The 23,061-nt window shown below is 60.6% G+C and carries 22 protein-coding genes; 11 read left to right on the top strand and 11 right to left on the bottom strand.

Going from position 1 to position 23,061, the window contains the following annotated elements:
- Positions 1 to 69: 69 nt before the first annotated feature.
- The 4 genes from AC1DV6_RS16585 to kynU all read right to left on the bottom strand — a co-directional run bounded on the left by AC1DV6_RS16585 (position 70) and on the right by kynU (position 4,634).
- Positions 70 to 1,692, bottom strand: coding sequence for a hypothetical protein (locus AC1DV6_RS16585; protein ID WP_477979351.1), 1,623 nt, complete (start codon positions 1,690 to 1,692; stop codon positions 70 to 72).
- A 33-nt stretch (positions 1,693 to 1,725) separates the two neighbouring features.
- On the bottom strand, positions 1,726 to 2,376 hold the full coding sequence (locus AC1DV6_RS16580) for a diguanylate cyclase domain-containing protein (RefSeq protein ID WP_477979349.1): 651 nt from the start codon (positions 2,374 to 2,376) through the stop codon (positions 1,726 to 1,728).
- 91 nt (positions 2,377 to 2,467) lie between these two features.
- The gene (gene kynA, locus AC1DV6_RS16575) at positions 2,468 to 3,343 is read right to left on the bottom strand and encodes a tryptophan 2,3-dioxygenase (RefSeq protein ID WP_477979347.1); all 876 of its coding nucleotides are present in this window, start codon (positions 3,341 to 3,343) and stop codon (positions 2,468 to 2,470) included.
- A 1-nt stretch (position 3,344) separates the two neighbouring features.
- Positions 3,345 to 4,634, bottom strand: a complete 1,290-nt coding sequence (gene kynU / locus AC1DV6_RS16570) for a kynureninase (RefSeq protein ID WP_477979345.1) — start codon at positions 4,632 to 4,634, stop codon at positions 3,345 to 3,347.
- A gap of 205 nt (positions 4,635 to 4,839) precedes the next feature.
- Between kynU and AC1DV6_RS16565 the strand changes: the two genes are divergently transcribed.
- On the top strand, positions 4,840 to 5,037 hold the full coding sequence (locus tag AC1DV6_RS16565) for a hypothetical protein (protein WP_477979343.1): 198 nt from the start codon (positions 4,840 to 4,842) through the stop codon (positions 5,035 to 5,037).
- A gap of 17 nt (positions 5,038 to 5,054) precedes the next feature.
- Here the strand turns inward: AC1DV6_RS16565 and AC1DV6_RS16560 are convergent, their stop codons facing one another.
- Positions 5,055 to 5,999 (bottom strand): hypothetical protein, encoded by a 945-nt coding sequence (locus AC1DV6_RS16560; RefSeq protein WP_477979341.1) that lies wholly within the window; start codon positions 5,997 to 5,999, stop codon positions 5,055 to 5,057.
- Here AC1DV6_RS16560 and AC1DV6_RS16555 point away from each other — a divergent pair.
- The gene (locus tag AC1DV6_RS16555; protein WP_477979339.1) at positions 5,998 to 6,579 is read left to right on the top strand and encodes a Crp/Fnr family transcriptional regulator; all 582 of its coding nucleotides are present in this window, start codon (positions 5,998 to 6,000) and stop codon (positions 6,577 to 6,579) included. The two genes, AC1DV6_RS16560 and AC1DV6_RS16555, sit on opposite strands and share 2 nt — an antisense overlap.
- Positions 6,580 to 6,581: 2 nt before the next feature.
- Here AC1DV6_RS16555 and AC1DV6_RS16550 read toward each other — a convergent pair whose 3' ends face one another.
- From AC1DV6_RS16550 to AC1DV6_RS16540, 3 genes are read right to left on the bottom strand one after another with little or no spacing between them, the layout of a single operon-like run.
- Positions 6,582 to 6,884: a YkgJ family cysteine cluster protein gene (locus AC1DV6_RS16550; protein ID WP_477979337.1), complete on the bottom strand. Its 303-nt coding sequence runs from the start codon at positions 6,882 to 6,884 to the stop codon at positions 6,582 to 6,584.
- Positions 6,885 to 6,887: 3 nt separating this feature from the next.
- On the bottom strand, positions 6,888 to 7,859 hold the full coding sequence (gene argF / locus AC1DV6_RS16545) for an ornithine carbamoyltransferase (RefSeq protein ID WP_477979335.1): 972 nt from the start codon (positions 7,857 to 7,859) through the stop codon (positions 6,888 to 6,890).
- The gene (locus tag AC1DV6_RS16540; protein WP_477979333.1) at positions 7,856 to 9,076 is read right to left on the bottom strand and encodes an acetylornithine/succinylornithine family transaminase; all 1,221 of its coding nucleotides are present in this window, start codon (positions 9,074 to 9,076) and stop codon (positions 7,856 to 7,858) included. The genes argF and AC1DV6_RS16540 overlap by 4 nt, the downstream gene beginning before the upstream one ends.
- 233 nt (positions 9,077 to 9,309) lie before the next feature.
- On the opposite strand from AC1DV6_RS16540, the gene AC1DV6_RS16535 reads away from it, so the two are divergent.
- Positions 9,310 to 9,645 (top strand): DUF3579 domain-containing protein, encoded by a 336-nt coding sequence (locus AC1DV6_RS16535; RefSeq protein WP_477979331.1) that lies wholly within the window; start codon positions 9,310 to 9,312, stop codon positions 9,643 to 9,645.
- 6 nt (positions 9,646 to 9,651) lie between these two features.
- Entirely contained in the window at positions 9,652 to 13,305 is a 3,654-nt protein-coding gene (locus AC1DV6_RS16530) for an ATP-binding cassette domain-containing protein (protein ID WP_477979329.1), read from the top strand.
- Positions 13,306 to 13,420: 115 nt separating this feature from the next.
- Here AC1DV6_RS16530 and rpsT read toward each other — a convergent pair whose 3' ends face one another.
- On the bottom strand, positions 13,421 to 13,720 hold the full coding sequence (gene rpsT / locus AC1DV6_RS16525; RefSeq protein ID WP_477979327.1) for a 30S ribosomal protein S20: 300 nt from the start codon (positions 13,718 to 13,720) through the stop codon (positions 13,421 to 13,423).
- 207 nt (positions 13,721 to 13,927) lie between these two features.
- Between rpsT and murJ the strand changes: the two genes are divergently transcribed.
- Positions 13,928 to 15,487 (top strand): murein biosynthesis integral membrane protein MurJ, encoded by a 1,560-nt coding sequence (gene murJ, locus AC1DV6_RS16520; protein WP_477979325.1) that lies wholly within the window; start codon positions 13,928 to 13,930, stop codon positions 15,485 to 15,487.
- A gap of 29 nt (positions 15,488 to 15,516) precedes the next feature.
- Positions 15,517 to 16,368: a SirB1 family protein gene (locus AC1DV6_RS16515; RefSeq protein ID WP_477979323.1), complete on the top strand. Its 852-nt coding sequence runs from the start codon at positions 15,517 to 15,519 to the stop codon at positions 16,366 to 16,368.
- Positions 16,369 to 16,377: 9 nt separating this feature from the next.
- Here the strand turns inward: AC1DV6_RS16515 and AC1DV6_RS16510 are convergent, their stop codons facing one another.
- Positions 16,378 to 17,175 carry a division plane positioning ATPase MipZ gene (locus tag AC1DV6_RS16510; RefSeq protein ID WP_477979321.1) on the bottom strand — a complete coding sequence of 266 codons (798 nt, stop codon included), beginning with the start codon at positions 17,173 to 17,175 and terminating at the stop codon, positions 16,378 to 16,380.
- A 145-nt stretch (positions 17,176 to 17,320) separates the two neighbouring features.
- On the bottom strand, positions 17,321 to 18,364 hold the full coding sequence (gene purM / locus AC1DV6_RS16505) for a phosphoribosylformylglycinamidine cyclo-ligase (RefSeq protein WP_477979319.1): 1,044 nt from the start codon (positions 18,362 to 18,364) through the stop codon (positions 17,321 to 17,323).
- Positions 18,365 to 18,489: 125 nt separating this feature from the next.
- On the opposite strand from purM, the gene AC1DV6_RS16500 reads away from it, so the two are divergent.
- The 5 genes from AC1DV6_RS16500 to folK are packed head-to-tail and all read left to right on the top strand — an operon-like array spanning position 18,490 to position 23,014.
- Positions 18,490 to 19,572, top strand: a complete 1,083-nt coding sequence (locus AC1DV6_RS16500) for an AI-2E family transporter (protein WP_477979317.1) — start codon at positions 18,490 to 18,492, stop codon at positions 19,570 to 19,572.
- A gap of 9 nt (positions 19,573 to 19,581) precedes the next feature.
- Positions 19,582 to 20,274: a DnaA regulatory inactivator Hda gene (gene hda / locus AC1DV6_RS16495; protein WP_477979315.1), complete on the top strand. Its 693-nt coding sequence runs from the start codon at positions 19,582 to 19,584 to the stop codon at positions 20,272 to 20,274.
- Entirely contained in the window at positions 20,271 to 20,945 is a 675-nt protein-coding gene (locus AC1DV6_RS16490; protein WP_477979313.1) for a histidinol-phosphatase, read from the top strand. The genes hda and AC1DV6_RS16490 overlap by 4 nt, the downstream gene beginning before the upstream one ends.
- 5 nt (positions 20,946 to 20,950) lie before the next feature.
- Entirely contained in the window at positions 20,951 to 22,528 is a 1,578-nt protein-coding gene (gene pcnB, locus AC1DV6_RS16485; RefSeq protein ID WP_477979311.1) for a polynucleotide adenylyltransferase PcnB, read from the top strand.
- Between the two features lie 15 nt (positions 22,529 to 22,543).
- Positions 22,544 to 23,014, top strand: a complete 471-nt coding sequence (folK, locus tag AC1DV6_RS16480; RefSeq protein ID WP_477979309.1) for a 2-amino-4-hydroxy-6-hydroxymethyldihydropteridine diphosphokinase — start codon at positions 22,544 to 22,546, stop codon at positions 23,012 to 23,014.
- Positions 23,015 to 23,061 lie beyond the last annotated feature (47 nt).

Here is a 23,061-nt window from a genome sequence, read left to right as displayed (position 1 = left end):
CTTACGCACATCCCATAAGCTCTGCAGGCCTTTTTTCTTGGAAATTCCTGTGCGGTGCGGCGGCTGCCGCTAGCTGCCGAGCGAGAACAGCACCGCGTTGTTGATCGCAAACACGGCACCGCCGGGGCCAATCGCTGTCGGTGTGTAGGACTCGCCCAGGCCATTGGTTAGTTGCATTTTCTGGATCAGCGTGTTGGTGGTCAGGTCCCAGCGGTAGACGCAGCCGTCTTCGTTGTTGACCAGCACGCTGCGCGTGAACGGGTCCACCGCAGCCGTGTTGATGCACCACTCGCGGACCGCGCCAGTACCTGAATACACAGAATCCGGCGTGGGGCCGAGTACGGTATGGATTTCCTTCATCACCAAGGTGGCGTTGGTCACCGGGTCAGACTGGGTCTGACCGGGGTCCACAATGGCCAGGCGGTTCTTGCCGTCGCCCGTGCCGGTGCCGTAGTAGTTGTTGTACTTCAGCATCAGCAAATAGCTGGAAGGCCCCACGTAGGCTGGCACCATGCTGACCGGCACGATCGATGCGGTGTCGTCCCATCCAAACCCGCCGGGAGTTTTTGTGACGCCGAGGTCAGCATTGAAGTGCAACATCCAGCCACGGTAGTTGTGGCCGGGCGGATTCGATTCAATGACGCCGTAGTAGACGTCGCCATCGGGTCCTATCGTGGGCGAGGCGGTGGAGTTGTCGTTGACCCAGGCGGGTTGGCCGGTAACTGGGTCCAACAACCGCACCTTGCTTTTCAGCACCAGCGTCGTGGCATCCAGTGCCAGCAGGTAGCCGTTTTGCCGCACGCCCGGTATGTCGGGTGAGGTGTTGACTGCGATGTACACCGTCTGCCCATCGCGTGACAGCGCGGGCGCGCAGTTCATCGCCACACGGTCAATCGTGCCGTCGCCTGCCAGTACGCTGGCGGCCTGCCAGATGCCGACGCCGCCAGCCGTCACGCGCGCAATGCCGCTGCGCAATCCAGACGGGTTGGACGCCAGCGCGATGAATCCGAAGTAGATATTGCCTTGTGCATCCGACGTCAGCGCCGTGTTGATGAACACGCTGGCGTCGAGCGCCGCCTTGTTGCTGTCGTAAGTGGATTGCCCGTAGAACACCACGCTCTGTGCGACTGCGCTGGTGCTGTCCGCATCCGTGCGCATCCAGAGCTTGCCGCCGGAGCCGGGTGCATAGACGCGGTTGGACGGCGTGATAACCAGATTGAAACTGGGCGTCCAGTTGTGGGCTGGCAGCACGTAATCGCTGGTGGAACTCCACAAGAGCGCGCCACTCGCACCCGCGCGGCCTTCGAATCGAAAGCTGCCGCCACGGGCGGTCTTCAAGGGCACGATGACCGTATTGGTGGCGGTGATGACTGGCGGGCCGTAGTGGCTCAACAGACTGCCGCCCGACGTGTATTCAGGCAGCAAATCCACGGGCGTCTGCCACTGGATGCGGGTCATCGTCTGCGTTGCCACTGCGCTGAGACCTGTGTGCTGCGCGTCACCCGCAAAACCGGTCCAGGGCGGGCCGTTGACGGTAGACGGTGGCGGGGTCACGCCACCGCCGCCTCCGCCCGAACTCGCACCGCCACCACCGCCGCCACCACAGGCGCTGAGCGCAACAGCCGAGCCAGCCGCCAACAACAATTGCCGCCGGTCGAGTAAGGATGGGGTGAGGGCGCAGTGTGTGTTCATGGCGTCACAGGAGAGTTGGGGAAGTTTGCAACTTTAGGCCAGCGGCATCAACCCCGAGGTTTTGCAGGTGTACATGGCTTGGTCCGCGACGTCGAGAATATCGCGCAGGTTGTCGCCGTCTCGGGGGTACCAGGCATAGCCCACACTTGCGCCTACGGCCACGGTAACGCCGGAATCCAGTAGCAGGTCCTGCGAGATCACGTCCACCAGCTTCTGGCCCAGTGCCTCCAACTGCGCAGGCTCGGTAATGGACTCCACGATCAGCACGAACTCATCGCCACCCAGCCGCGCCACCGTGTCGGATTCGCGCACGATGGATACCAGGCGCTTGGCCACAGTGACCAGCACCTGGTCGCCCGCCGCGTGGCCGTGGGTGTCGTTGACGGCTTTGAACTTGTTCAGGTCCAGCATCAACACTGCAAACTGCTTGCGGCTGCGCCGGGCATGGCGCATGGCCACCTCAAACCTGTCCATCAGCAAGAGCCGGTTGGCCAGTCCGGTTAAGGGGTCCAGAAAGGCGTTCTTTCGGAGCGTCCGTTCGGCATCCTTCAACTTGACCAGGTATTTTTTAAGCTTGGTGTGTTTTGCCTGGATTCGCCGCAGTCGCAAGCCGAAATACAGGACTAGCAATGCGAACAAAAGAGACAGTGCCGCAAAGAAATAGGCGGAGAGAAAATTCTGCATGGTGTGCAAGTATTCTGGGCTCGGCACGCCTTGCTGTCTCTGGCACGAACACTTTTTTACAAAGCGATGCGTGCAATAAGACGCAGAATGTTCACAAATTTGTTCGCAGGGTCCAGATTTCCGGGAAGAGCACTACGTCCAGCATCTTGCGCAAATAGCTCACGCCGCCGGTACCGCCGGTGCCGCGCTTGAAGCCGATCACGCGTTCTACGGTCGTGACATGGCGGAAGCGCCACAGGCGGAACGCGTCTTCCAGGTCGGTGAGCTCTTCTGCCAGTTGGTACAAGTCCCAGTTGGATTCTGGCGCGCGGTAGACGCTGAGCCATGCAGCCTCGACTTCGGGGCTGGCTTCATAAGGCTGGGTCCAGTCGCGTTGCAGGTGACTGGCGGGCACGGCAATGCCGCGGCGTGCCAGCAGCCGCAGTGCTTCGTCATAGAGCGACGGCGATTCGTACGCAACCTGCACCACGGCCAGACGCTCCGGCGCATGGGCATGGGGCTTGAGCATGGCGGCGTTCTTGTTGCCCAGCGCGAACTCGATGCAGCGGTACTGAAAACTCTGGAAGCCGCTGCTTTGCCCAAGGTAAGGCCGCATGGCGCTGTACTCGGGTGGCGTCATTGTGGCCAGCACGTCCCAGGCGTGGACGAGCTGCTCCATGATTTTGGAAACCCGGGCCAGCATCTTGAAGGCGGGCGCCAATTCGTCTTTGGCAATGTGGGCGATGGCAGCATTCAACTCATGCAGCATCAGCTTCATCCACAGCTCGCTGGTCTGGTGCTGGATGATGAACAGCATTTCGTCATGCGCGGGGGAGAGCGGCTTTTGCGACGACAGGATGCTGTCGATCTGCAGGTAGTCGCCATAGCTCATGCTCTTGCTGAAGTCGAGTTGGGCGTTTTCTTCGGCGACGATGGATTCGCCAGCGGGTTTGCTGCCCATAGGACAACCGGAAGTGGGTTGGGTCATATCAGGTCACCGCGTGTTTCTGGTTGAACTCAGGTTTCTTCCATTCTTCGGTCTGCAGCACCTGGCGCAGGTGTTCCACTGCATTCCAGACGTCTTCAAAGCCTACGTAGAGCGGCGTAAAGCCGAAGCGCAGGATGTCCTTGTGGATACCACCATCACCCGCGCGGAAGTCGCCAATCACGCCGCGTGCAATCAGCGCCTGCATGATGGCGAAGGCGCCCGAGCCTTCAGCGGAATTCTCTCTGGTCAGACAAATCTGCGAGCCACGCTGCGCATGTTCGCGTGGTGTCGCCAAGCCCAGACCGAAGCCCTGGCAACGCTCTTCGACCAACTGGATGAACAGGTCAGTCAACGCCAGCGATTTGGCGCGCAGCGCGGTCATGCCACCCAGTTTTTCCGCAGCGGCAAAACAGTCCAGCCCGCATTCCAATAGCGACAGGCTGACGATAGGCTGCGTGCCACACAGGTAGCGCGTGATGCCACTGGCGGGTTGGTAGTCGGGCGTGAAGGCAAACGGCGCTTCGTGGCCGAACCAGCCGGAGAGTGGCTGCCAGCAGCGATCGGTGTGGCGTGGGTTGACCCACACAAAGGCCGGCGCACCAGGGCCGCCATTGAGGTATTTGTAGCTGCAGCCCACAGCAAAGTCAGCATTGGCGTCTTTGAGCGCCACGGGTACTGCGCCGGCGCTGTGCGCCAGGTCCCACACCATCAGTGCGCCAGCCTGCTGCACGGCGGCGGTGACTGCGGCCATATCGTGCATGGCGCCAGTGCGGTAGTTCACATGGGTCAGCATCAGAACGGCGAGTTCGCTGTTGATGTTGGCGGCGACCTCTTCGGGTTCCACTAGCTTGAGCGTGTAGCCGTGCTGCTTGCACAGGCTTTGCGCGATGTAGAGGTCGGTGGGGAAGTTGTTGCGTTCGCTGACCACCACGTGGCGTTCCGGCGCGTCTGCCTTGGCGATGGATAGCGCGGCGCTCAGGGCTTTGTAGAGGTTGATGGAGGTCGTGTCGGTGACGACCACTTCGCCGTCATCTGCGCCGATCAGGCGGGCGACCTGGTTGCCCAGCTTGTGCGGCAGGTTGACCCAGCCAGCGGTGTTCCACGAGCGAATCAGGCCCTGGCCCCACTCCTGGCTCACGACTTCTGCAGCGCGTGCGGTGGCGGCTTTGGGCATCACGCCCAGCGAGTTGCCGTCCAGGTAGATGACGCCTTCGGGAATCGTAAAAAGCGCGCGCAATGCGCGCAGCGGGTCTGCGGCGTCTTGTTGTTGGCAGTCGGTAAGTAGGATCATGGCGATGCAGAGGCGTGGGCTAAGGTGGGCGGCAAAGGTAACACTGCTTGCACAGCCGTGGTGTCGGTAATTTCCAACAGGCTTGGCGAACCAGCGACCCCAGTCCACGAGGTCGGGAGTTAAGACCCTGACTTGCGTCCTATCCCGGGGTTTATAAAGCGCAAAAGTTTCCTAAAATGGAGACATTGTTGGCACTAGAAAAAGCATGAAAAAGGAAAAAGAAACCCCGGTCTGGCTCACCATCATCAAGCTGGTGGTGCTCGCGACCGTCCTCATCGGTGGCGTGGGCTTGGCGCTATGGTGGGCAGGGCGTCAGCAAACGACGAATTCCCCACCTGCAGTCTCAGCGCCCAGCCAGTCCTGGGGCATTGCTGGCGACTCGCCGGTACGCAGCAAGCGTTAAGAACGCTTAAACCCGGCCTACTGCAATTTTTCGAACACCAGGGGGTGCCAAAGCTCCTTGCGGTCCAGTGGCGTCGCCTTGGGTAAATAGGCATTGGGTATGTGGAACAGTTTGCGCTTTTCCAGCCCGGCGGCGGCAAGCTGCGGGCCTATGCGCTTGGCAAATAGCGCATCAAAGCTGCGGTCCTTGATGGCCGCCTCAAAACCGTATTGCAAGCGCTCGGCCAGTTCGGGTCGGGTTTTGCTGACAAAAATATAGTAGGCCGTGGGGTAGGCGACGGCCCAGGTGGAAATCACGGCGAGCCCGCGTTTTTTGGCGATAGGTGCGACTTCCACGACCCCCAAAGGCATGAGGGACAGCGTGCCCTTTTGCAACTGGTAGATTCCAGCGTCAAAATCAGCCAGCCGCTCTACAGTGAGGCCCGCATCTTTCTGGATGTTGTAGTCGGGCCAGTCAAACACCAGGCCCATGGGCACCTGCTTGATTTCTTCCTTGGTCTGGATGTGGTTGAGCGTTTCCACCGCAGTCTTGGTGCCCATGCCGATTCGCATGCCCAGCAAGCCCTTGTACAGGCAGTAGCGAATCGGTATCGCCATTTGCTCGCGGGACTCGTCGGTCATCGAAGTCGTCAGATCGATATGGCCCGCTTGCAATTCACGGAACACGCGTCCCTGCGACATGCCGCTGCCATTGATGAACTCGATCTTGTAAGCCCCATATTTGGCCCGGCTTTTTTCCAGTAGCAAGTGGATCACCTCACTCTTGAAGCTGCGTTCCGCGGTGTTGTTCTGCCCGGTAAAGCTGGCCCGTACCCGCAGGGGAAGGTCCGCCGCCACTGCCGAAGTGCAAATGCTTACAAAGCCGATGGCCCACGCCACAGCATGCCGCTTCAGGTTGCGGGTGCGCGGCGTGTAGGATGCAGCTTTGCTACCGCGTGACGACCCATGTGCTTTTACCAACATGTCCACAAAGATTGATCCTGCTGTTATCCAGATGTTTGCCGAGAACGTGCGCGCCCAGGTGCTGCCCAAGCTCGGCACGATCAAACTCGATGCATCTATCGTACAGAAGATTGCCCAACGGGTTCCGGTATTTGCCGGGATGAGCGCGGAGTGCCTGATGTCGACCCTGGCCACTGCGGAGAATTATCCGGTCAAGGCGGGTGAGGCCGTGTTCCGGGAAGGTGATATCGGCAGCGCGTTTTATGTGTTGATCGCCGGCGAGGTGATCGTGGAGAAACACAGGGATGGTGCGAATGTGGAACTGGCCCGTTTGGGTACGGGCCAGTGTTTTGGTGAGATGGCGCTGGTACAAAACGATGTGCGCACGGCCTCGGTAGCCGCGCTCAGCGATAGTGTGACCATGCGTTTTGAGCGGGAGCGCATCGATGCGATACCCGAGAGCGCTCACGTTATCTATCGCAATATCGCGAAGATTCTGGCCAGTCGGCTTGATGAATCCAGCGTGATGCTGGCCGAGCTGATGGTGCAACAGAAAATGCAGTCTGGCCCGATGCCGCTGGACGGCAGCATCGATATCTAAATCTAAAGATTAGGAAGGCCGTGGCGGCTGCGTGCGCGGTTGCAGGCGTCGCTGCCTTCTTCCAGTTCGCGGCACGGGGAGGGGCGCCATTCATAAATGCCGCAGGCTGCCTTGACGCCAATCTTGCCTGTGAGCGCTGCGCAGCGCACGGGGCTATGGTCCGTGCCCCGCATGCGCATCGTGTTGGACGTTACTTCTACGGTGAGACCTGATGGCACTTGACCACCTTGGTCGTCAAGTTCCTGAACCGCAAAGTCGACCCGAAAGCAAGCGCAGCACGCCCCGCAAGACAGGCAGGCACTCATGACCTAGTTCTGCTTACCCAGCAGCAGGTATTCCATCAACGCCTTCTGCACGTGCATGCGGTTTTCTGCCTCGTCCCAGACCACGCTTTGTGGCCCGTCAATGACTTCCGCTTCGACTTCCTCGCCGCGGTGGGCAGGCAGGCAGTGCATGAAAAGCGCGTTCGGTGCGGCAACGGCCATCATCTCGCGGTTGACGCACCACTTCGCAAAGGCTTCACGGCGCACCGCGTTCTCGGCTTCGAAGCCCATGCTGGTCCAGACGTCGGTAGTCACCAGATCGGCGCCAGCGCAAGCATCCATCGGGTTGCTATAGGTTTTATAGCTGCCTGTGCGCATCCCTCGGGCGGTTTTGGCCATTTTTTCATCTACTTCATAACCACCGGGTGTGCTCACCCGCAAGTTGAAGTCGAGCAATGTCGCGGCTTGCAGCCAGGTGTTGGCCATGTTGTTGCCATCGCCGACCCAGGTCACCGTCTTGCCCTGGATCGGGCCGCGGTGTTCGATGTAGGTGAAGATGTCGGCCAGGATCTGGCACGGGTGAAACTCGTTGGTCAAACCATTGATCACCGGCACCCGGCTGTGCGCCGCAAATTTTTCAATCTTGGTTTGCTCAAACGTGCGGATCATCACGATGTCGGTCATGCGGCTGATCACGCGGGCCGAGTCTTCAATCGGCTCGGCACGACCCAATTGGCTGTCGCCCGTGGTCAGGTGCACCACGCTGCCGCCCATCTGGTACATGCCTGCTTCAAAGCTCACGCGGGTACGCGTCGACGCTTTCTCGAAAATCATCGCCAGCGTGCGGTCTACCAGTGGCTGGTGACGCTCAAAGCGTTTGAATTTGGCCTTGATGAAGGCCGCTCGACTCAGCAGATACAAATGTTCTTCTGCAGTGAAATCGTTGAACTGCAGAAAGTGCCGGACTGGCGGAGCACCCTGAGGCAGAGTGCTGGGGATGGGAGAAAACGCACTCATGCGGCTTCCTTCAGAAACGTCGAAATCAAAGGGCACAGGATGGCAACAATTTCGTCGGCTTCGGCGCGGCTCAAGATCAGCGGCGGTACCAGTCGCACGACGGAGTCGGCGGTGACGCTGATCAGCAGACCGGCATCCAGCGCGCGCTGCACCAGCGCACCGCAAGGCTTGGACAAGTCCACGCCAATCATCAGGCCCTGGCCACGCACTTCCTTGATGGCACCGCTTGCGAGTTCTGCTTTGAGGGCGGTTTCCAGCCCGGCTTTCAGATGGGAGCCCACCGCTGCTGCATTGGCCAGCAGGCCTTCTTCTTCCATGATGCGAATGGTTTCAACCCCGGCGCGCATTGCCAGCGGGTTGCCGCCGAAGGTGCTGCCGTGGTTGCCCGGCGCGAAAATGTTGGCCGCTTTGGGGCCCGCCACCACTGCACCGACTGGCACGCCAGAGCCCAAGCCTTTGGCCAGCGGCATCACGTCCGGAACAATGCCTGCCCACTGATGGGCAAACCACTTGCCGGTACGGCCCATGCCGCACTGCACTTCGTCGATCATCAGCAGCCAGTTGCGCTCATCGCACAGCTTGCGCACATCGCGCAGGTAGTCCATGTGCATGGGGTTCACGCCACCTTCGCCCTGGATGGCTTCAAAAAACACAGCGACGACATTCGGGTTGCCTTCGGTTGCTGCTTTCAGTGATTCAATGTTGTTGATCGGCACGCGAATAAAGCCTTCCACCAGCGGGCCGAAGCCTGCCTGCACCTTGGGGTTGCCGGTGGCGCTGAGCGTAGCGATAGAGCGACCATGGAAGGCCTTTTCATAGACCACGATTTCCGGGCGTTCGATACCACGGTCATGGCCGAACTTGCGGGCCAGCTTCAGCGCGCACTCGTTGGCTTCTAGGCCGGTAGAGCAGAAGAAGACGTTGGTCATGCCGGAGCGCTCGACCAGCAATCGGGCCAGCACTTCCTGGTGCGACACATGGTAGTAGTTGGAGGTGTGAATCAGCTTGGTCAGCTGGTCTTGCAGCGCAGGCACCAGCTTGGGGTGGTTATGGCCCAAGGTGTTGACCGCAATGCCGCCCAGCGCGTCCAGGTATTCGCGGCCATTGGTATCCCACACACGGCAGCCCTGGCCGTGCGACATGGCGACAGGCAGGCGGCCGTAGGTGTTCATCACGTGGGGTGAAGACGGCGTGGCGGATGTGGAAGCGGCGGTCATGGGTCAAACTCCAGTTTTGGCTCAAAAACAAGGCGGCCCAAGGTAGGTTGGGCCGTCGGAGCCCGATTTTAGGCGCATCACCGGCGGCCAATGGGTGCTCATTTCTCATTACAGTGATGCGCAGACGCACGAGTTACCAGTCATTTACATGAAAGCCAGGGGGTTAGAATTCTTGTGCAGTGCAATAGCCCACAAGGCTGCTGTGACCAGCGCACTGCGATCCACATCACCCCATGGTTTCCACCACTTCAAAAGAACTCTACATACTGGGCGTCACCCACCAGGGCCGGACCTTTAGGCCCAGCGATTGGGCGGAGCGTCTGGCGGGGGTGATGAGCCAGTTTCGGCCGGGCGGCCCGCAACCGGGCAGCCATCTGGGCTATTCGCCTTGGTGCGTTCCCACTTCGATTGGCCAGGTGAAGTGCGTCATCATCCACCGCGATCTGCGTGACTACGACGTGATGGCCTGGGACTTTTGCCTGAACTTTGCCCGCGACAACGAGTTGCAGGTCAGCGAAACCCGCCCCGAGCCACCGTCCACACCGGCCGCGCGCGAATCCCGGGAATAAGGCCTGGTGACAGGCTTTTTCCGATCCCTCGTTGACGACTACCAGACCGGGCTGACGCCCCGGCTCAAACGCGTCGCGCATGAGGGATTTGTGCCCGGTATCCAGGACATTGAGCCCCGCGTCGAGGCGCTGGAGCAGCACAACGGCCGCGCGCAGTTGAAGCTTGAGACGGCGAGCGGCGCATGGCCCTTGATCCGCAGCCTGATGCAGTCGACACGGCCTCAGGGATGGCGCACGCTGGTCTATATGGTGGTGAGCACGATCGCCGCTGCGGCACCGGCGCTGTTGATCGAGCAGGTGATGACGCGCTTCGATGCGATCCGCCTGGACCCACTGGCGCCGCTGCACTTGGCGCTGATGTTTGCCTTTCCGCTGACGGTCTACATCACCAACGTCAGCTTCGTGCGCTACCTGAAGGCGTTTTCGCAGGCCCATGTTTTGCAGCGCAGTGCCCTGATGCACGCCTTTGCGCAGAAGTGGTTCCGGCTCGACCCCAAAGTGCGGCAGGAGCTGCCACAGGGGAATATTCAGAACCTGATGCACATCGATGTGCAGGCAGTCAGCCACTGTGTGGAGCGCGCTGTGGACGCGGTCATGGTGCTGGTGCACATCCTGATCGCGGGTGTGTTGCTGTGGCGTTATCTGGGCGTGACCGCGCTGCTGGGCCTGGGCCTGATGGCGCTGAGCATCCCGGTGCTGCGCTACATCGTGCGCGAAACCGGTAAACGCCAGACCGCCTTGCTGCGCGCACGCGACGGGCGGCTTGATCTGTTCTCGCAGATCCTGGCGGCAGCAAAGGTCATCAAGCTGTCCGGCTGGTCGTCCCTTTTCCTGCGCCGGGCCCGCGCAGCGCGGAGTGTCGAAGTGGACCGCCTGATCTCGGTGATGCTGCTGCAAACCCGCGCGGCGCTGGTGTTTTCGTGTACTGGCCTGGTGGTTGCCACCTTCACCTATGGCATCCACATCCTGCGCGGAGGCGAGCTGCATGCGGCGATGCTGCTGCCTACGCTGTTGATCTTCACCGGGCTGGAGTTTCCCTTCATGGTGCTCAGCGACGTCGCCAGCGTGTTCGCGCAAACGGAGGTGTCGGCCAATCGTCTGCTGGATTTTTTCAATCTGAAAGATGAAACGCCAGCAGCAACTGCAACTGCTGATTCCAAGCAATCACCTGCACTACAGGTCCGCGACCTGACTTTCAAAACCGATGCGGACCGCGTCATCCTGAAGAACATTTCCTTTGACCTTGCGGTGGGCCAAAGCCTGGCCATCGTCGGCCCGGTGGGGGCTGGCAAAACCGTGCTGCTGCGCATGCTGCTGGCGGAGTACGCGCCCAGCTGCGGCACGCTGCATTGGAGCGACAAACCTGTCTTTGCCTACTGCCCGCAGGAAACCTTTATTGCCAACGGCAGTTTGCGCGACAACCTGACGTTGCATGCGCCGGGATTGGCGGACGCGGAACTGCAGCGGGCGCTGGCCTTGGCCCATCTGGACCGCGAGGTGGCCCAGTGGCCAGCTGGTCTGGACACGGAGGTGGGCGAGCGCGGCCTGAACCTGTCGGGCGGGCAAAAGCAACGCGTATCGCTGGCGCGTGCGGCACTGCACCCGGCCAATGTGGTGTTGCTGGATGACCCGCTGTCGGCGCTGGATGTCAACACCGAGTGGCAAATTGCGGACGACTTGCTTTTCGGTGCTTTCGCCGATCGCCTGCGCATCTGCGTGACGCACCGGCTGGCGCATCTGGAGCGTTTCGACCGCATCCTGTTCATCGATGACGATGGCCACGGCGAGTTCGGCAGCTTTGCCGAATTGCAGGCCTCGCATCCGCGCTTTTCCAATTTCCTGCGCATTGAGACCGAAGGCCACGGGGATCACGACGCAGTGGCCGCCCAACTTGGCGCGCGGACAGAAGCACACGCTGGCAAGGAGCAGGCCTTGACCGGCGTCGAAGAGCAGGCGGTAGGCCGGGTTCGCGCTTCGGTCTGGAGGGACGTGTTGCTGACGTTGGGCGACAGCAGTTGGCCGGGCCGCGCGCGGGCCGGCGCCGTGTTGGCATTTGGTCTGGTGCTGCTGGCCAGTGTGCTGCCGCTGGGGCAACAGGTGTTGATGTCGCGCATGAACGGTGGCGATGCCCTGAAGCCTTTGCACTTTTTCATTGCGTTTGCGGTGTTAACGGTAGTCATTGTCATCGTCACCTACATCGCCCAGGCCACCTTCCGCCGCGCCTGCGCCCACGCCGCGCAGCGTGCGCACGACAAGATGCTGGCCGGTGTGATGGCTTCGCCGTTGCGCTTCTTTGAAGTCACGCCTTCGGGGCGTTTGATGAACCGCTTTTCGGCGGACATACAGCAACTGGATGTCGAACTGGCCAGCCGCGGCATGCGCTTTACCCAGGGTGCGACGGCTGCTATGGCCAGTGCAGCAGGCGTTGTTGGCGTGGCCTTCGCCGCGCTGTTGCCTTTCGGCGCGGCAGTCTATGTGGCGCAGCGGATTGCGGGCCTGTACGGTGCATCGGTGCGCGAGAACTCGCGGCTGGCATCCATCGTGCGCTCGCCGGTGTTCTCGCTGTTCAACGACTGCCTGCGAGGCCACTCCACCTTGCGCGCCCATGGCGGCGAGGCACGCATGGTGCAGAAGTTTGACGACGCCAACCGCATCAGCCTGAACGCGATCCAGCAGCGTTGGCATCTGATGTTTTGGCTGTCGATGCGCCTGACGGTGGTGTCCTGCGTGTTGATCAGTTGCATGCTGACTCCGTTGGTATGGGGTGGCTCATTAGACGGCTGGTTGCCGTCCTTGACCAGCGGCAGCATGGGCCTGTTGCTAGCGTTGAGCTTTGGCCTGCTGGGTCGCATTGAACGGATCCTGCACGACTTCTTCTCGCTGACCACCGTGCTGGTGCCCTGGGAGCGCTGCCACCAGTGGGCGCAATTGCCGCCGGAAGAGGGCGCACAGAGTGAGACTGCAATACCCGCCGATTGGCCACAACGCGGCGAGATCGAATTCCGCCATGCCTGCCTGCGCTATGCGCCGCATTTGCCAGCTATCGTCGAGGATGCCAGTTTTCAGGTGCCAGCGCGCACACATGTGGCGCTGTTGGGCCGCACGGGTTCCGGCAAGTCCACAGTGTTGCTGGCGCTGTTGCGCACCCTCAGCGTGGAGCGCGGCGACATTCGGATCGACGGCATCGACATCCGCGACGTGCCGCACACGCGCTTGCGCCAGTCCATCGCCTATGTGCCGCAAGACCCGGTGCTGTTTCTGGGGCCATTGCGCGAATCGATTGATGTGACCGGTGAGTACAGCGACGCGGCCGTCCACGCCGCGTTGGACCAGATCGGCCTGGCAGATTTCGTTGCCAGCCTGGAGCATGGCCTGGCAACTCCGCTGGAAGAGGGAGGACGCAACATCAGCGCCGGTCAGCGCCAGCTGATTTGCCTGGCCCGTGCGCTGCTGTCGGGCGCCCGGATTGTGCTGATGGACGAGGCGACGGCCAGTGTCGATGTCGAAACCGATGCGCTGATCCGCGCGGCGATCCAGAAGCATTTAAAGGACACGACCATCCTGCTGATCGCCCACCGCCCCAGTTCACTGGCGCTGTGCGACCAATGGATCCATGTGGAGCATGGGCGCACGACCAGCACCTTCAGAGCTGATAGATAAAACAATCGGGCACAAAAAAGCCGTCTTTCGACGGCTTCCCTGCTTTTTGCTTGCTGACAGCGCACCCGTTACAAACGGCTGACTCCCGAAAGAGTCAGTGCGATTTGCCTAAAAATTAGGCGGCGAGAGCCAAGGTTTTCACCTTGGTTGCCAGACGGCTCTTATCGCGAGCTGCCTTGTTCTTGTGGAAGATGCCCTTGTCGGCGACGGTGTCGACAACAGCTTGCATCTTCGCAAACAGTTCAGCGGCCTTGGTCTTGTCACCGGCCAGAACTGCCTTCTCTACGTTCTTGACCGCAGTACGGTACTTGGAACGCAGGGAGGTGTTAGCTGCATTGATTTTGACGTCCTGACGGACGCGCTTACGGCCCGACGCGAGGCGCGGGTTCTTTTTCTTGGGTTTTCCAGATGCCATAGTAAATATTCCTTGTGTCGTAGGATGTTGTCAGCAAAGCCCGCGATTGTACCACTTCGTCTTTTTGCTGCCTACATTGGCTTTTGGGGGCGTTTGCACACGCACGGGCGCGGCCGGGCTATAGGCCCCGGCCTGCCCGGCCCAAGCGCTCCAGGCAGTCTCCGCCACCCAAATATCGGGTCTGCAGGGGGGCTACACTCAAAACCTGTGAGCCTCATCAAATCCGCCTCCATCGTCTCCTTGCTGACCCTGGCCTCTCGTATCACCGGTTTGGTGCGGGACCTGTTGATGGCCTCCATTTTTGGGGTCAGCGCCATGACCGACGCCTTCTGGGTGGCGTTTCGCATCCCCAATATGCTGCGCCGCATGTTTGCGGAAGGGGCCTTTAGCCAAGCGTTTGTGCCGGTCTTGGCCAGCACCAAGGAGCAGGAAGGCGAGGCGGCGACTCATATATTGATCAACGCTATTGCAACCTTGTTGACGATAACCCTGCTGATTGCCTGCGTATTGGGCATCGTGGGTGCGCCGATTCTGGTCTACATCCTGGCCAGCGGGCTGAAACCCGAAGGCTTTGAGGCGGCGGTGGTGATGACGCGCTGGATGTTCCCGTACATCGCCTGCATGTCGCTGGTGGCGCTGGGCGCGGGGGTGCTCAATACCTGGAAGAAATTTGCGATTCCTGCTGCCACGCCGGTGCTCTTGAACGTGTCCATGATTACCGCTGCCTGGCTGGGCGCTCCATGGTTCAAGCAGATGGGAATTGAGCCCATTTACGCGATGGCGGGTGGCGTAATGGTTGGCGGTGTATTGCAACTGGGGGCGATTTTTCTGGCACTGCGGCGTATGGGCCTGGCCCCGAAAATCAAGATCAATCTGGCTGCAGCCCGCGAAGCGTGGGCGCAACCAGCTACCAAAAGAATAGCGCACCTGATGGGCCCAGCCCTGCTGGGCGTCAGCGTTTCTCAGATTTCGCTGCTGATTAACACGCAAATCGCGTCCCATCTGGCTATCGGCTCGGTGACTTGGTTGAACGGCGCCAGCTTGCTGATGGAGTTTCCGACCGCGATGCTGGGGGTGGCGTTGGGGGTAGTGCTTATGCCGCAACTGGCGGCTGCCAAGGCGGTCAACGACTCGGCGCGGTTTTCCGAAATGATCGATTGGGGTCTGCGCCTGGTCATCTTGCTGTCGGTGCCCAGCGCAGTGGCGTTGATTACGTTTGCGCAGCCACTGGTGGCGGTGCTGTTCCACAACGGCGCCTACAAGGACACAGACGTCTTGCAAACGACCGCCGCATTGATGGGCTATGGCTCCGGCTTGGTGGGGCTGGTGGCGATCAAGGTGCTGACGCCGGGTTACTTCGCGAGCCAGAACATCAGGACGCCTGCACTCATCGGCATTGCGGTACTGGTCATTACCCAAGCCCTCAATTTCGTCCTGGTGCCATGGATCGCCCACGCAGGCTTGGCTTTGTCTATTGGGCTCGGTGCGATGGTCAATGCGGTGTGGCTACTGGGAGGCTTGATTCGCACCAAAACCTACGCGCCGCTGCCGGGTTGGGGGCGCTTTACCCTGCAGGTGTTGGCGGCCAGCGCTCTGCTGGCGGTGTTTTTGATGTGGGCGAATAGCTCCGTGCCCTGGCTGGCGCTGAAAGCTGAGAAGTTGCAACGTACCGGGTGGCTGACGCTCTTCGTCATCGGCGGTGTTGCTATCTACTTCGCGGCGATCCGGGCCGCGGGACTAAACTTGCGGCAGTTTCTGCGCCGTTGAATCGCACTACCAAACCCTAGGGGAATGACATGGACCTGATGTTTGATGTACCCACTCCCCTGGAATTTTTTGCATCGCTGGTACAGGAAGACAGCGATTTCGCATTGCTGGAAGCGGCCATTTGCCTGGCGCAAGACGAGTATCCCGATGTGGATGTGGAGAGCGTGCTGGAAGAAGTGGACCAGCTGCTGGCCCGCCTGAAGCGCCGCATTCCGGCCGATGCGGGCCCGCTACACAAGCTGCGTCTGCTCAACCAGTTCTTCTTTCAGGATTTGAAGTTTGGCGGCAACGTCAACGATTACTACGACCCCGACAACAGCATGATCAGCGTGCTGCTGCACACGCGCCGTGGTATCCCGATTTCATTGGCTGTGCTGTGGATGGAGCTGGCCCAGGGGTTGGGCCTGACTGTACGTGGCGTGGGTTTTCCAGGGCATTTTCTGGTCAAGGTCAATTTGCCCATGGGCCAGGTGCTGATCGACCCGATGAGCGGGCGGTCGCTCAGCCGTGAAGAGCTGGCTGAACTGGTGGAGCCCTTTCGCCTCGGTAGCGGCCAGGGTGAAGATATGGAGGCGCCGCTGGGCCTGTACCTGCAGACCTCGCCGCCACGTGAAATCATTGCCCGCATGCTGCGCAACCTGAAGGAGATTTACCGCAACCAGAACGACTGGCAGCGCATGTTGCCGGTGCTGGAGCGGCTGATCATTCTGCTGCCCGAGTCCTGGCAGGAGCTGCGTGATCGGGGGCTGGCGCATGCGGAATTGGGTCAGGTCCCAGCCGCGATCCTCGATCTTGAGGAGTACCTGCTGCATGCCCGCGACCTGACGGATGTGCAGGCGGTGGCTGACCAACTCGATGCGCTGCGCCGTTTGCGGGACTGAAGCGGAAAACTAAAGGGCTGTGCCCGTAGGCCGGGTCATCGCATAGACATTGCCATGCGTCAGGCCACTCTGGGCCGGCATCAGGCTGGCAGCGCGCGGCGCGTGCGGCCATTGGGATGATTCGGGCTGTTCGACCCGAATTTCTGGGATAGGCACAGGCAATGGCCTGGATGGCAGTTTGGCGATGGGGCGGATCCAGTCCAGGATGGGCTCCCACTGCGCCAGATCGGCGGGTTGGGCTCGGGCGCCCAGGTCGAAAACGGTCAAGCCACTGTCCAGTGCTTTGACATACACCTGTGTCTCGCGCAGCGCGCCGAGAAACGGTACCTTCAAATCCTTCGCCCAGCCCTCCAAGTTTTCGGCAGCACGGGTGCGGGCGTCAATGCGCATGCCCACGACGGCCAACTGGCAGCGCCCGGAAGCGACCCGCGGCAGTGTGGACAACTCTGCATGGCAGGCGGCGGCGGATTCTCGGTCAAACATCGAATGGCACACGGGCATCAGCACCGCATCGGCCGACATGATGACTTTGGCCAATTCAAAACCGTGCATGCCGCCGGGCGTGTCCAGCACCACATGGGTCACACCAGTGGGCACACGCAATACATTTTTTTGGTCCAGCGCCCACGGAACGATAGCGGGTAGGGACGCGTCACGGCGTTTGAGCCAGGCTTTGGTGGACTGCTGGCGGTCGACATCGCCCAGCATCACGGCACAGCCCTGGCGCGCCAACCAGGCTGCCAGGTGCGTTGCGACCGTGCTTTTGCCACTGCCGCCCTTGCGATTGATCACGGCAATGATGGGCATTGCGCTCTCCAAAATGTCTCCGGGAGACAAAGTTTGGAGCAAAAAAGCCCGGAAGTCCAGTCCTACTGTGCGTAGGCAGCTATAAATTTACTAGCAAGTGTGACGAAATGCGTCAATCGACTGCTGGTTTTCGACCGGACCAGGGTCAGGCCACCACGACGGCAGCACCTTGTCCGATGGGGGCAATGCTGCCAATGGTGTAAACCGCTTCACCGGCTGCGCGCAGCGTGGCGGCGGTGGCTTCCGCGTGGGCTGCGTCCACAACAACGACCATGCCAATGCCGTTGTTGAAGGTGCGGTTCATCTCGATGTCATCAATGCTGGCGGTCTTTTGCAGCCAGGCAAACAGCTCAGTTTGTGGCCAGCTTCCTTTTTTCAGGTGGGCGGCTGTGCCTTCGGGCAGCACGCGGGGAATGTTTTCCAACAGGCCGCCACCGGTGATGTGGGCCAGCGCCTTGATCGGGTGGGCAGCCAGCGCGGCCAGCACATTTAGCACATACAGACGCGTGGGTTCCATCAGCGCCTGCTTGAACGGCTTTCCGTCCAGTGTGGCGGGGGCGTCGCTGCCCGCGCGCTCAATGCACTTGCGCACCAGGGAAAAACCGTTGGAATGCACGCCGCTGGACGCCAGGCCCAGCACCACGTCGCCAGGCTTCACATCAGCGCCGGTCAGGATCTTGGACTTTTCGACAGCGCCAACGCAAAAGCCGGCCAGGTCGTACTCGCCCGCGGGGTACATGCCCGGCATTTCGGCAGTCTCGCCGCCAATCAGCGCGCAGCCAGACAGTTCGCAGCCCTTGGCGATGCCACCCACCACTGCCGCGGCGGTTTCCACATCCAGCTTGCCGCAGGCAAAGTAATCCAGGAAAAACATCGGTTCGGCGCCCTGTACCAGCACGTCGTTGACGCTCATGGCCACCAGGTCGATGCCCACGGTGTCGTGCATGTTCCATTCAAACGCCAGCTTGAGCTTGGTGCCCACGCCGTCGGTGCCCGAGACCAGCACGGGCTCCTTGTAGCGCTTGGGCACTTCAAACAGTGCGCCAAATCCGCCAATTCCCGCCAAAACGCCTTCGCGCATGGTCTTTTTGGCCAGCGGCTTGATGCGCTCGACCAAGGCGTCGCCGGCAACGATATCAACGCCAGCGTCTTTGTAGGAGAGGGGGGTGGAAGCAGCAGATTGGGTCATGGGAAGTGGTTTGAAGGCTGCAGCCAAGGCTGGCCCCTATAGAATTTGCCCAGATTTTAGCTGCGACGTAACAAAGCCTCCGGGTAATTGTTAGTCTTCGCTGAAACAATGCTTTAGTTCACCCAATGCAATTCACCTCCACCCAAAAACAATTCGGCGCATGGGCGCTCATCGCGGTCCTGGCGGTCGCTGCGCTGTGGCTGCTGGCGCCCGTGTTGGCGCCATTTGTCGTGGCCTCGGTGCTGGCGTATGCGCTGACGCCGCTGGTGGATTGGTTGGATGATCTGGGGCGCGGGCGTATCCCGCGGCTGCTGGCCGTCATCGTCGTGGAAGTGGTTTTCATTTTGGCGCTGCTGGGCGTTGCATTGCTGATCGTGCCCATCCTGGCCAAGGAGTTGCCGCTGATGCGTGAGCAATTGCCGGCGTTGCTGGACAACGCCAACAAGTCGCTCAAACCCTGGCTGGCGCAGTGGGGCATTCACATTTCGTTGGATATCGCCAGCATCAAATCCTTTGTGATGACCTACCTGAACGCCAACGTAGAAGACGCGCTGGGCTCGGTGATGACATCGGTCAAGCTGGGTGGCAGCGTGGCCTTTGCGATTATCGGCAATGCCATCCTGATCCCGGTCGCGTTGTTTTATCTGCTGATGGACTGGGACCACTTCGTGTCCAAAATGCGCGGACTGATCCCGCCGCGCATGCGCACCAATACCGACAGTTTTCTGGCCGAATCCGACGCAGTGCTGGGCCAATATCTGCGCGGGCAGTTGCTGGTGATGGTAGTTCTGGCGGTGTACTACAGCGTGGCGTTGGCACTGTTCGGTCTGGATCTGGCGCTGCCGATTGGCATCTTCACGGGTCTGGCGATCTTTGTGCCGTACCTCGGTTTTGGGGTGGGTCTGGTGTTGGCGATTTTGGCGGGTTTGCTGGAGTTTGCGTCCACCCCTGGCATCGGCTACGCGGTCATCATGGTGGCCGTGGTGTACGGACTGGGACAAGTGGTGGAGAGTCTGTTTTTGACGCCAAGGTTGGTCGGTGAGCGCATTGGCCTGCATCCGTTGGCGGTGATTTTTGCGTTGCTGGCGTTTGGTCAGCTCTTCGGCTTTGTTGGTGTGCTGATCGCGCTGCCTGCCAGCGCTGTGCTTCTGGTCGCTATGCGTCGGCTGCAAGTGAGCTACGTGGCCAGCAAGCTCTATCAAGGCTGATCTGACACCATGAAGCAAATCGCGCTGGACATTGGTTTGTCCACCGGGCCAACAGTCGCCAATTTCTGTGCAGGCCCCAATGCGGAGGCACTGCGCCATCTGGAGCTTTGGATCGGTAGCAGTGAACAGGGGCAGGGCACCACCCGCTCCCCGGTGCCGACCTACTACTGGGGACCAGAAGGCAGCGGTAAAAGCCACCTGCTGAAGGCGGCTGAATCCGCATTGCGCGAGCAGGGTGCACGTGTCGGATGGCTCGACGCGTCGATACACGAAGCGCCCGAATTCAACGAGGCCTGGGCGGCAGTGCTAATGGACGATGTGCATCTGTATACCGCCGCCCAGCAGCACACGGCCTTCAACTGGTTCGTCAATGCGCAGGCTTTGCAGCGCCCGGTGATGGCAGCTGGCGAGTTGGCACCGGTGGAACTAAAGCTGCGCGAAGACCTGCGTACCCGTTTGGGCTGGGGCCATGTGTTTGGCCTGCACTCCTTGAGCGAACCCGAGCGCCGCTCCGTGTTGCGTCAGGCGGCCGATGCCCGGGGTGTATTTTTGAGCGATGAGGTGATGGACTACATGCTGACCCGCTTTTCCCGCGACCTGGGCAGCCTGATGGAGCTGCTGGGGCTGCTGGACGGCTACGCGCTGCAGACCAAGCGCGCCATCACTATTCCGCTGATCAAATCGATGATGGACAACGCATGACTTTGCCAAAGATTGCTTTTTTTGACCTGGACAACACGCTGATTCCCTTCGATTCGGACTATGCCTGGGGCGAGTTCACCACCCAGCGCGGCTGGACCGATGGTGCTGAGTTTGACCGACGCAACAACGCGTTTTATGAACAATACAAGGCCGGAACCTTGGATATCCATGCCTATGTACGCTTCTCTACCGAAGCCATTCGCCGTCAGGGTGCTACCAATTCGATAGCTGCTCACGCCGATTTCATGGGCTCTACGGTCCAAAAAGACATCAAATCCCAGGCGCTGGAACTGGTACAGAAGCACCAGCAAGCGGGGGACGCCGTGGTGGTAGTCACTGCCACCAATGAGTTTGTGACCCGCCCGATTGCCAAGGCGCTGGGAGTAGAGGAGCTGATCGCGATTGAACTGGAAACCGACAGCACATCGGGCTGGTACACCGGCGAAATCAGGGGCACACCGTCCTTTCGGGAGGGCAAAGTGACCCGTGTCAGCCAATGGCTGCACAATCGGGGGCTGGACTGGGCTGGCATTCACAGCACCTTCTATACCGATTCCATCAACGATCTGCCCCTCATGGAGCGGGTCAATGTGCCGGTAGCAACCAACCCGGACGCCACTTTGCGCCAGATAGCTCTGGAGCGCGGGTGGCGCATACTTGATCTCTTTTAGAGCCAATGATTAAGAAATTCATCGACAAACTGCTGGGCAAGACCCCGGCCAGCACCAGCAGCAAGAAGCCTATGTTCGGCAAGCGCGTAGTGGTGCAAGCCAGTGAACACGGCATTGATCCGACACTGGTAGACGAACGCGCGACCAACGTGACGCGCACGCTGCAAAACGCAGGTTTTGAGGCTTATATCGTCGGTGGCGCCGTAAGAGACTTGTTGCTGGGTCTGCGCCCCAAGGACTTTGATGTGGCCACCAACGCCACGCCCGAGCAAGTGAAGGGTTTGTTCCGTCGCGCCTTCATCATTGGCCGCCGCTTTCGCATCGTGCACGTGGTCTATGGCCGTGGCCGCGAGCATGAAGTCATCGAAGTCTCCACCTTCCGCGCCTATCTGGACAACGCCGCAGCCGAGCAAGTCGCCGGCAACGAGAAAACAAGCAAGAGCGAACTCGCAGGCATGAAGCACGCCGTGGACAGCACGGGCCGCGTGCTGCGCGACAACGTGTGGGGGCCGCAGGAAGAAGACGCCGTGCGCCGTGACTTCACGATCAACGCGATGTACTACGACCCCGAGACGCAAATCGTGGTCGATTACCACAACGGTCTGAAAGACGCGAAGAGCAAAACCCTGCGCATGATTGGCGACGCCGCCACGCGCTACCGCGAAGACCCGGTGCGCATCATCCGTGCCATCCGTTTTGCCGCGAAGCTGAGCCCGCTGGGCTTCAAGCTCGAAGCCAAGACCGCAGGCCCGCTGATCAAGAGCCAGTCTCTGTTGAATGATGTGCCGCAGAGCCGTTTGTTTGACGAAATGCTCAAGCTGCTGCAAACCGGTCACGCGTTGGCGTCCATTGAGCAGTTGAACAAACTGGGCATGTCGCGCGGTATCTACCCGTTGCTGGATGTGGTGGTTGAGCGTGCCGAACAGACGTTTGTCAATGCCGCGTTGAAAGACACCGACCGCCGCGTTGGCGAAGGCAAGCCGGTGGCGCCGAGCTTCCTGCTGGCCTGTGTGCTGTGGGCCGATGTGCGCGATGGCTGGGCCCAGCGTATTGCAGAGCGCCAGCACAGCCACCCTGCGCTGCAGGACGCGATCGAAGACGTTTTTAATGCCCGCATTGGCGATGTGTCGGGCCGCGGCAAGCTGGCCGGTGACATGCGTGAAATCTGGCTGATGCAGCCGCGCTTTGAGAAGCGCGCAGGCAGCGCCGCGTTTGGTCTGGTTGATCAGCCGCGTTTTCGCGCTGCGTTCGACTTCATGCGCCTGCGTGCCGATGCCGGTGAAGTGGACGAGGTGCTGGCCGACTGGTGGCAGGAGTTCAGCATGGCCAGCGACGAGGTACGCCAGGAATTGGTCGATGCGGTACGCCAGGAGCAACAGCAACGTAAGCCCCAGCCGCGCGTACAGCGCGCACAAGCCCCCGCAAAAGCACGGGACGGCACACAGTCCGGCCCCTCCGATGCACCACCACCGCCCGCCGAAGAAGCCAGCGATGCGCCCCGCAAACGCCGTCGCCGCCGCCGTACCGGTGCGGCACGCGGTGAAGGTGGTGGCGGTGAAACTGGACAATCATCCGGCGAGTAATCGCTTTAACCAGCCATGCGCGATTGGGTAGATGCCTATATTGGGCTGGGCGGCAATTTAGGAGACGCCCGAGTTGCAGTGCAAGGCGCCATCCACAGTATCGCGGCCCTGCCGGGCGTAGAGCTGGTCGCGCAGTCCTCCCTGTTTGGCAGCGCTCCGGTAGATGCGGGCGGCCCTGACTATGTCAATGCAGTCGTCAAGGTTCGCAGCGGTCTCAACGCGATGGCCCTGCTGGAACAACTGCAGACGCTGGAACTGCAGGCAGGCCGGACACGGCCCTACATCAATGCCCCGCGTACGCTTGATCTGGATTTGCTGTTGTATGGTGATGCGCACATCATGTCAGCGCGATTGACTGTGCCGCATCCGCGCATGTTGCAGCGGGCATTTGTGTTGCACCCATTGGCGCAAATAGCGCCACATCGCGTGGATGCTGCAGTGCTGCAGGCTGTTTCTGAGCAGCAGGTGTGGAAAATTCTGAATTAGGGATTGCCCCGTTGTAAAGGCGGCAAGCACGTCGTAGTGTGAGGCAC

The organism is Rhodoferax sp. P2_H8_2 (genome assembly GCF_056403235.1).
The sequence above is the reverse complement of the archived record's forward strand: the minus strand, read 5'-3'. Positions and strand labels throughout refer to the sequence as shown.

Bases quoted from the DNA above. Each gene is read 5' to 3' on its own strand.
- AC1DV6_RS16585 (WP_477979351.1), bottom strand. From the start codon at position 1,692: ATGAACACACACTGCGCCCTCACCCCATCCTTACTCGACCGGCGGCAA.
- AC1DV6_RS16580 (WP_477979349.1), bottom strand. From the start codon at position 2,376: ATGCAGAATTTTCTCTCCGCCTATTTCTTTGCGGCACTGTCTCTTTTG.
- kynA (WP_477979347.1), bottom strand. From the start codon at position 3,343: ATGACCCAACCCACTTCCGGTTGTCCTATGGGCAGCAAACCCGCTGGC.
- kynU (WP_477979345.1), bottom strand. From the start codon at position 4,634: ATGATCCTACTTACCGACTGCCAACAACAAGACGCCGCAGACCCGCTG.
- AC1DV6_RS16565 (WP_477979343.1), top strand. From the start codon at position 4,840: ATGAAAAAGGAAAAAGAAACCCCGGTCTGGCTCACCATCATCAAGCTG.
- AC1DV6_RS16555 (WP_477979339.1), top strand. From the start codon at position 5,998: ATGTCCACAAAGATTGATCCTGCTGTTATCCAGATGTTTGCCGAGAAC.
- AC1DV6_RS16560 (WP_477979341.1), bottom strand. From the start codon at position 5,999: ATGTTGGTAAAAGCACATGGGTCGTCACGCGGTAGCAAAGCTGCATCC.
- AC1DV6_RS16550 (WP_477979337.1), bottom strand. From the start codon at position 6,884: ATGAGTGCCTGCCTGTCTTGCGGGGCGTGCTGCGCTTGCTTTCGGGTC.
- argF (WP_477979335.1), bottom strand. From the start codon at position 7,859: ATGAGTGCGTTTTCTCCCATCCCCAGCACTCTGCCTCAGGGTGCTCCG.
- AC1DV6_RS16540 (WP_477979333.1), bottom strand. From the start codon at position 9,076: ATGACCGCCGCTTCCACATCCGCCACGCCGTCTTCACCCCACGTGATG.
- AC1DV6_RS16535 (WP_477979331.1), top strand. From the start codon at position 9,310: ATGGTTTCCACCACTTCAAAAGAACTCTACATACTGGGCGTCACCCAC.
- rpsT (WP_477979327.1), bottom strand. From the start codon at position 13,720: ATGGCATCTGGAAAACCCAAGAAAAAGAACCCGCGCCTCGCGTCGGGC.
- AC1DV6_RS16515 (WP_477979323.1), top strand. From the start codon at position 15,517: ATGGACCTGATGTTTGATGTACCCACTCCCCTGGAATTTTTTGCATCG.
- AC1DV6_RS16510 (WP_477979321.1), bottom strand. From the start codon at position 17,175: ATGCCCATCATTGCCGTGATCAATCGCAAGGGCGGCAGTGGCAAAAGC.
- purM (WP_477979319.1), bottom strand. From the start codon at position 18,364: ATGACCCAATCTGCTGCTTCCACCCCCCTCTCCTACAAAGACGCTGGC.
- AC1DV6_RS16500 (WP_477979317.1), top strand. From the start codon at position 18,490: ATGCAATTCACCTCCACCCAAAAACAATTCGGCGCATGGGCGCTCATC.
- hda (WP_477979315.1), top strand. From the start codon at position 19,582: ATGAAGCAAATCGCGCTGGACATTGGTTTGTCCACCGGGCCAACAGTC.
- AC1DV6_RS16490 (WP_477979313.1), top strand. From the start codon at position 20,271: ATGACTTTGCCAAAGATTGCTTTTTTTGACCTGGACAACACGCTGATT.
- pcnB (WP_477979311.1), top strand. From the start codon at position 20,951: ATGATTAAGAAATTCATCGACAAACTGCTGGGCAAGACCCCGGCCAGC.
- folK (WP_477979309.1), top strand. From the start codon at position 22,544: ATGCGCGATTGGGTAGATGCCTATATTGGGCTGGGCGGCAATTTAGGA.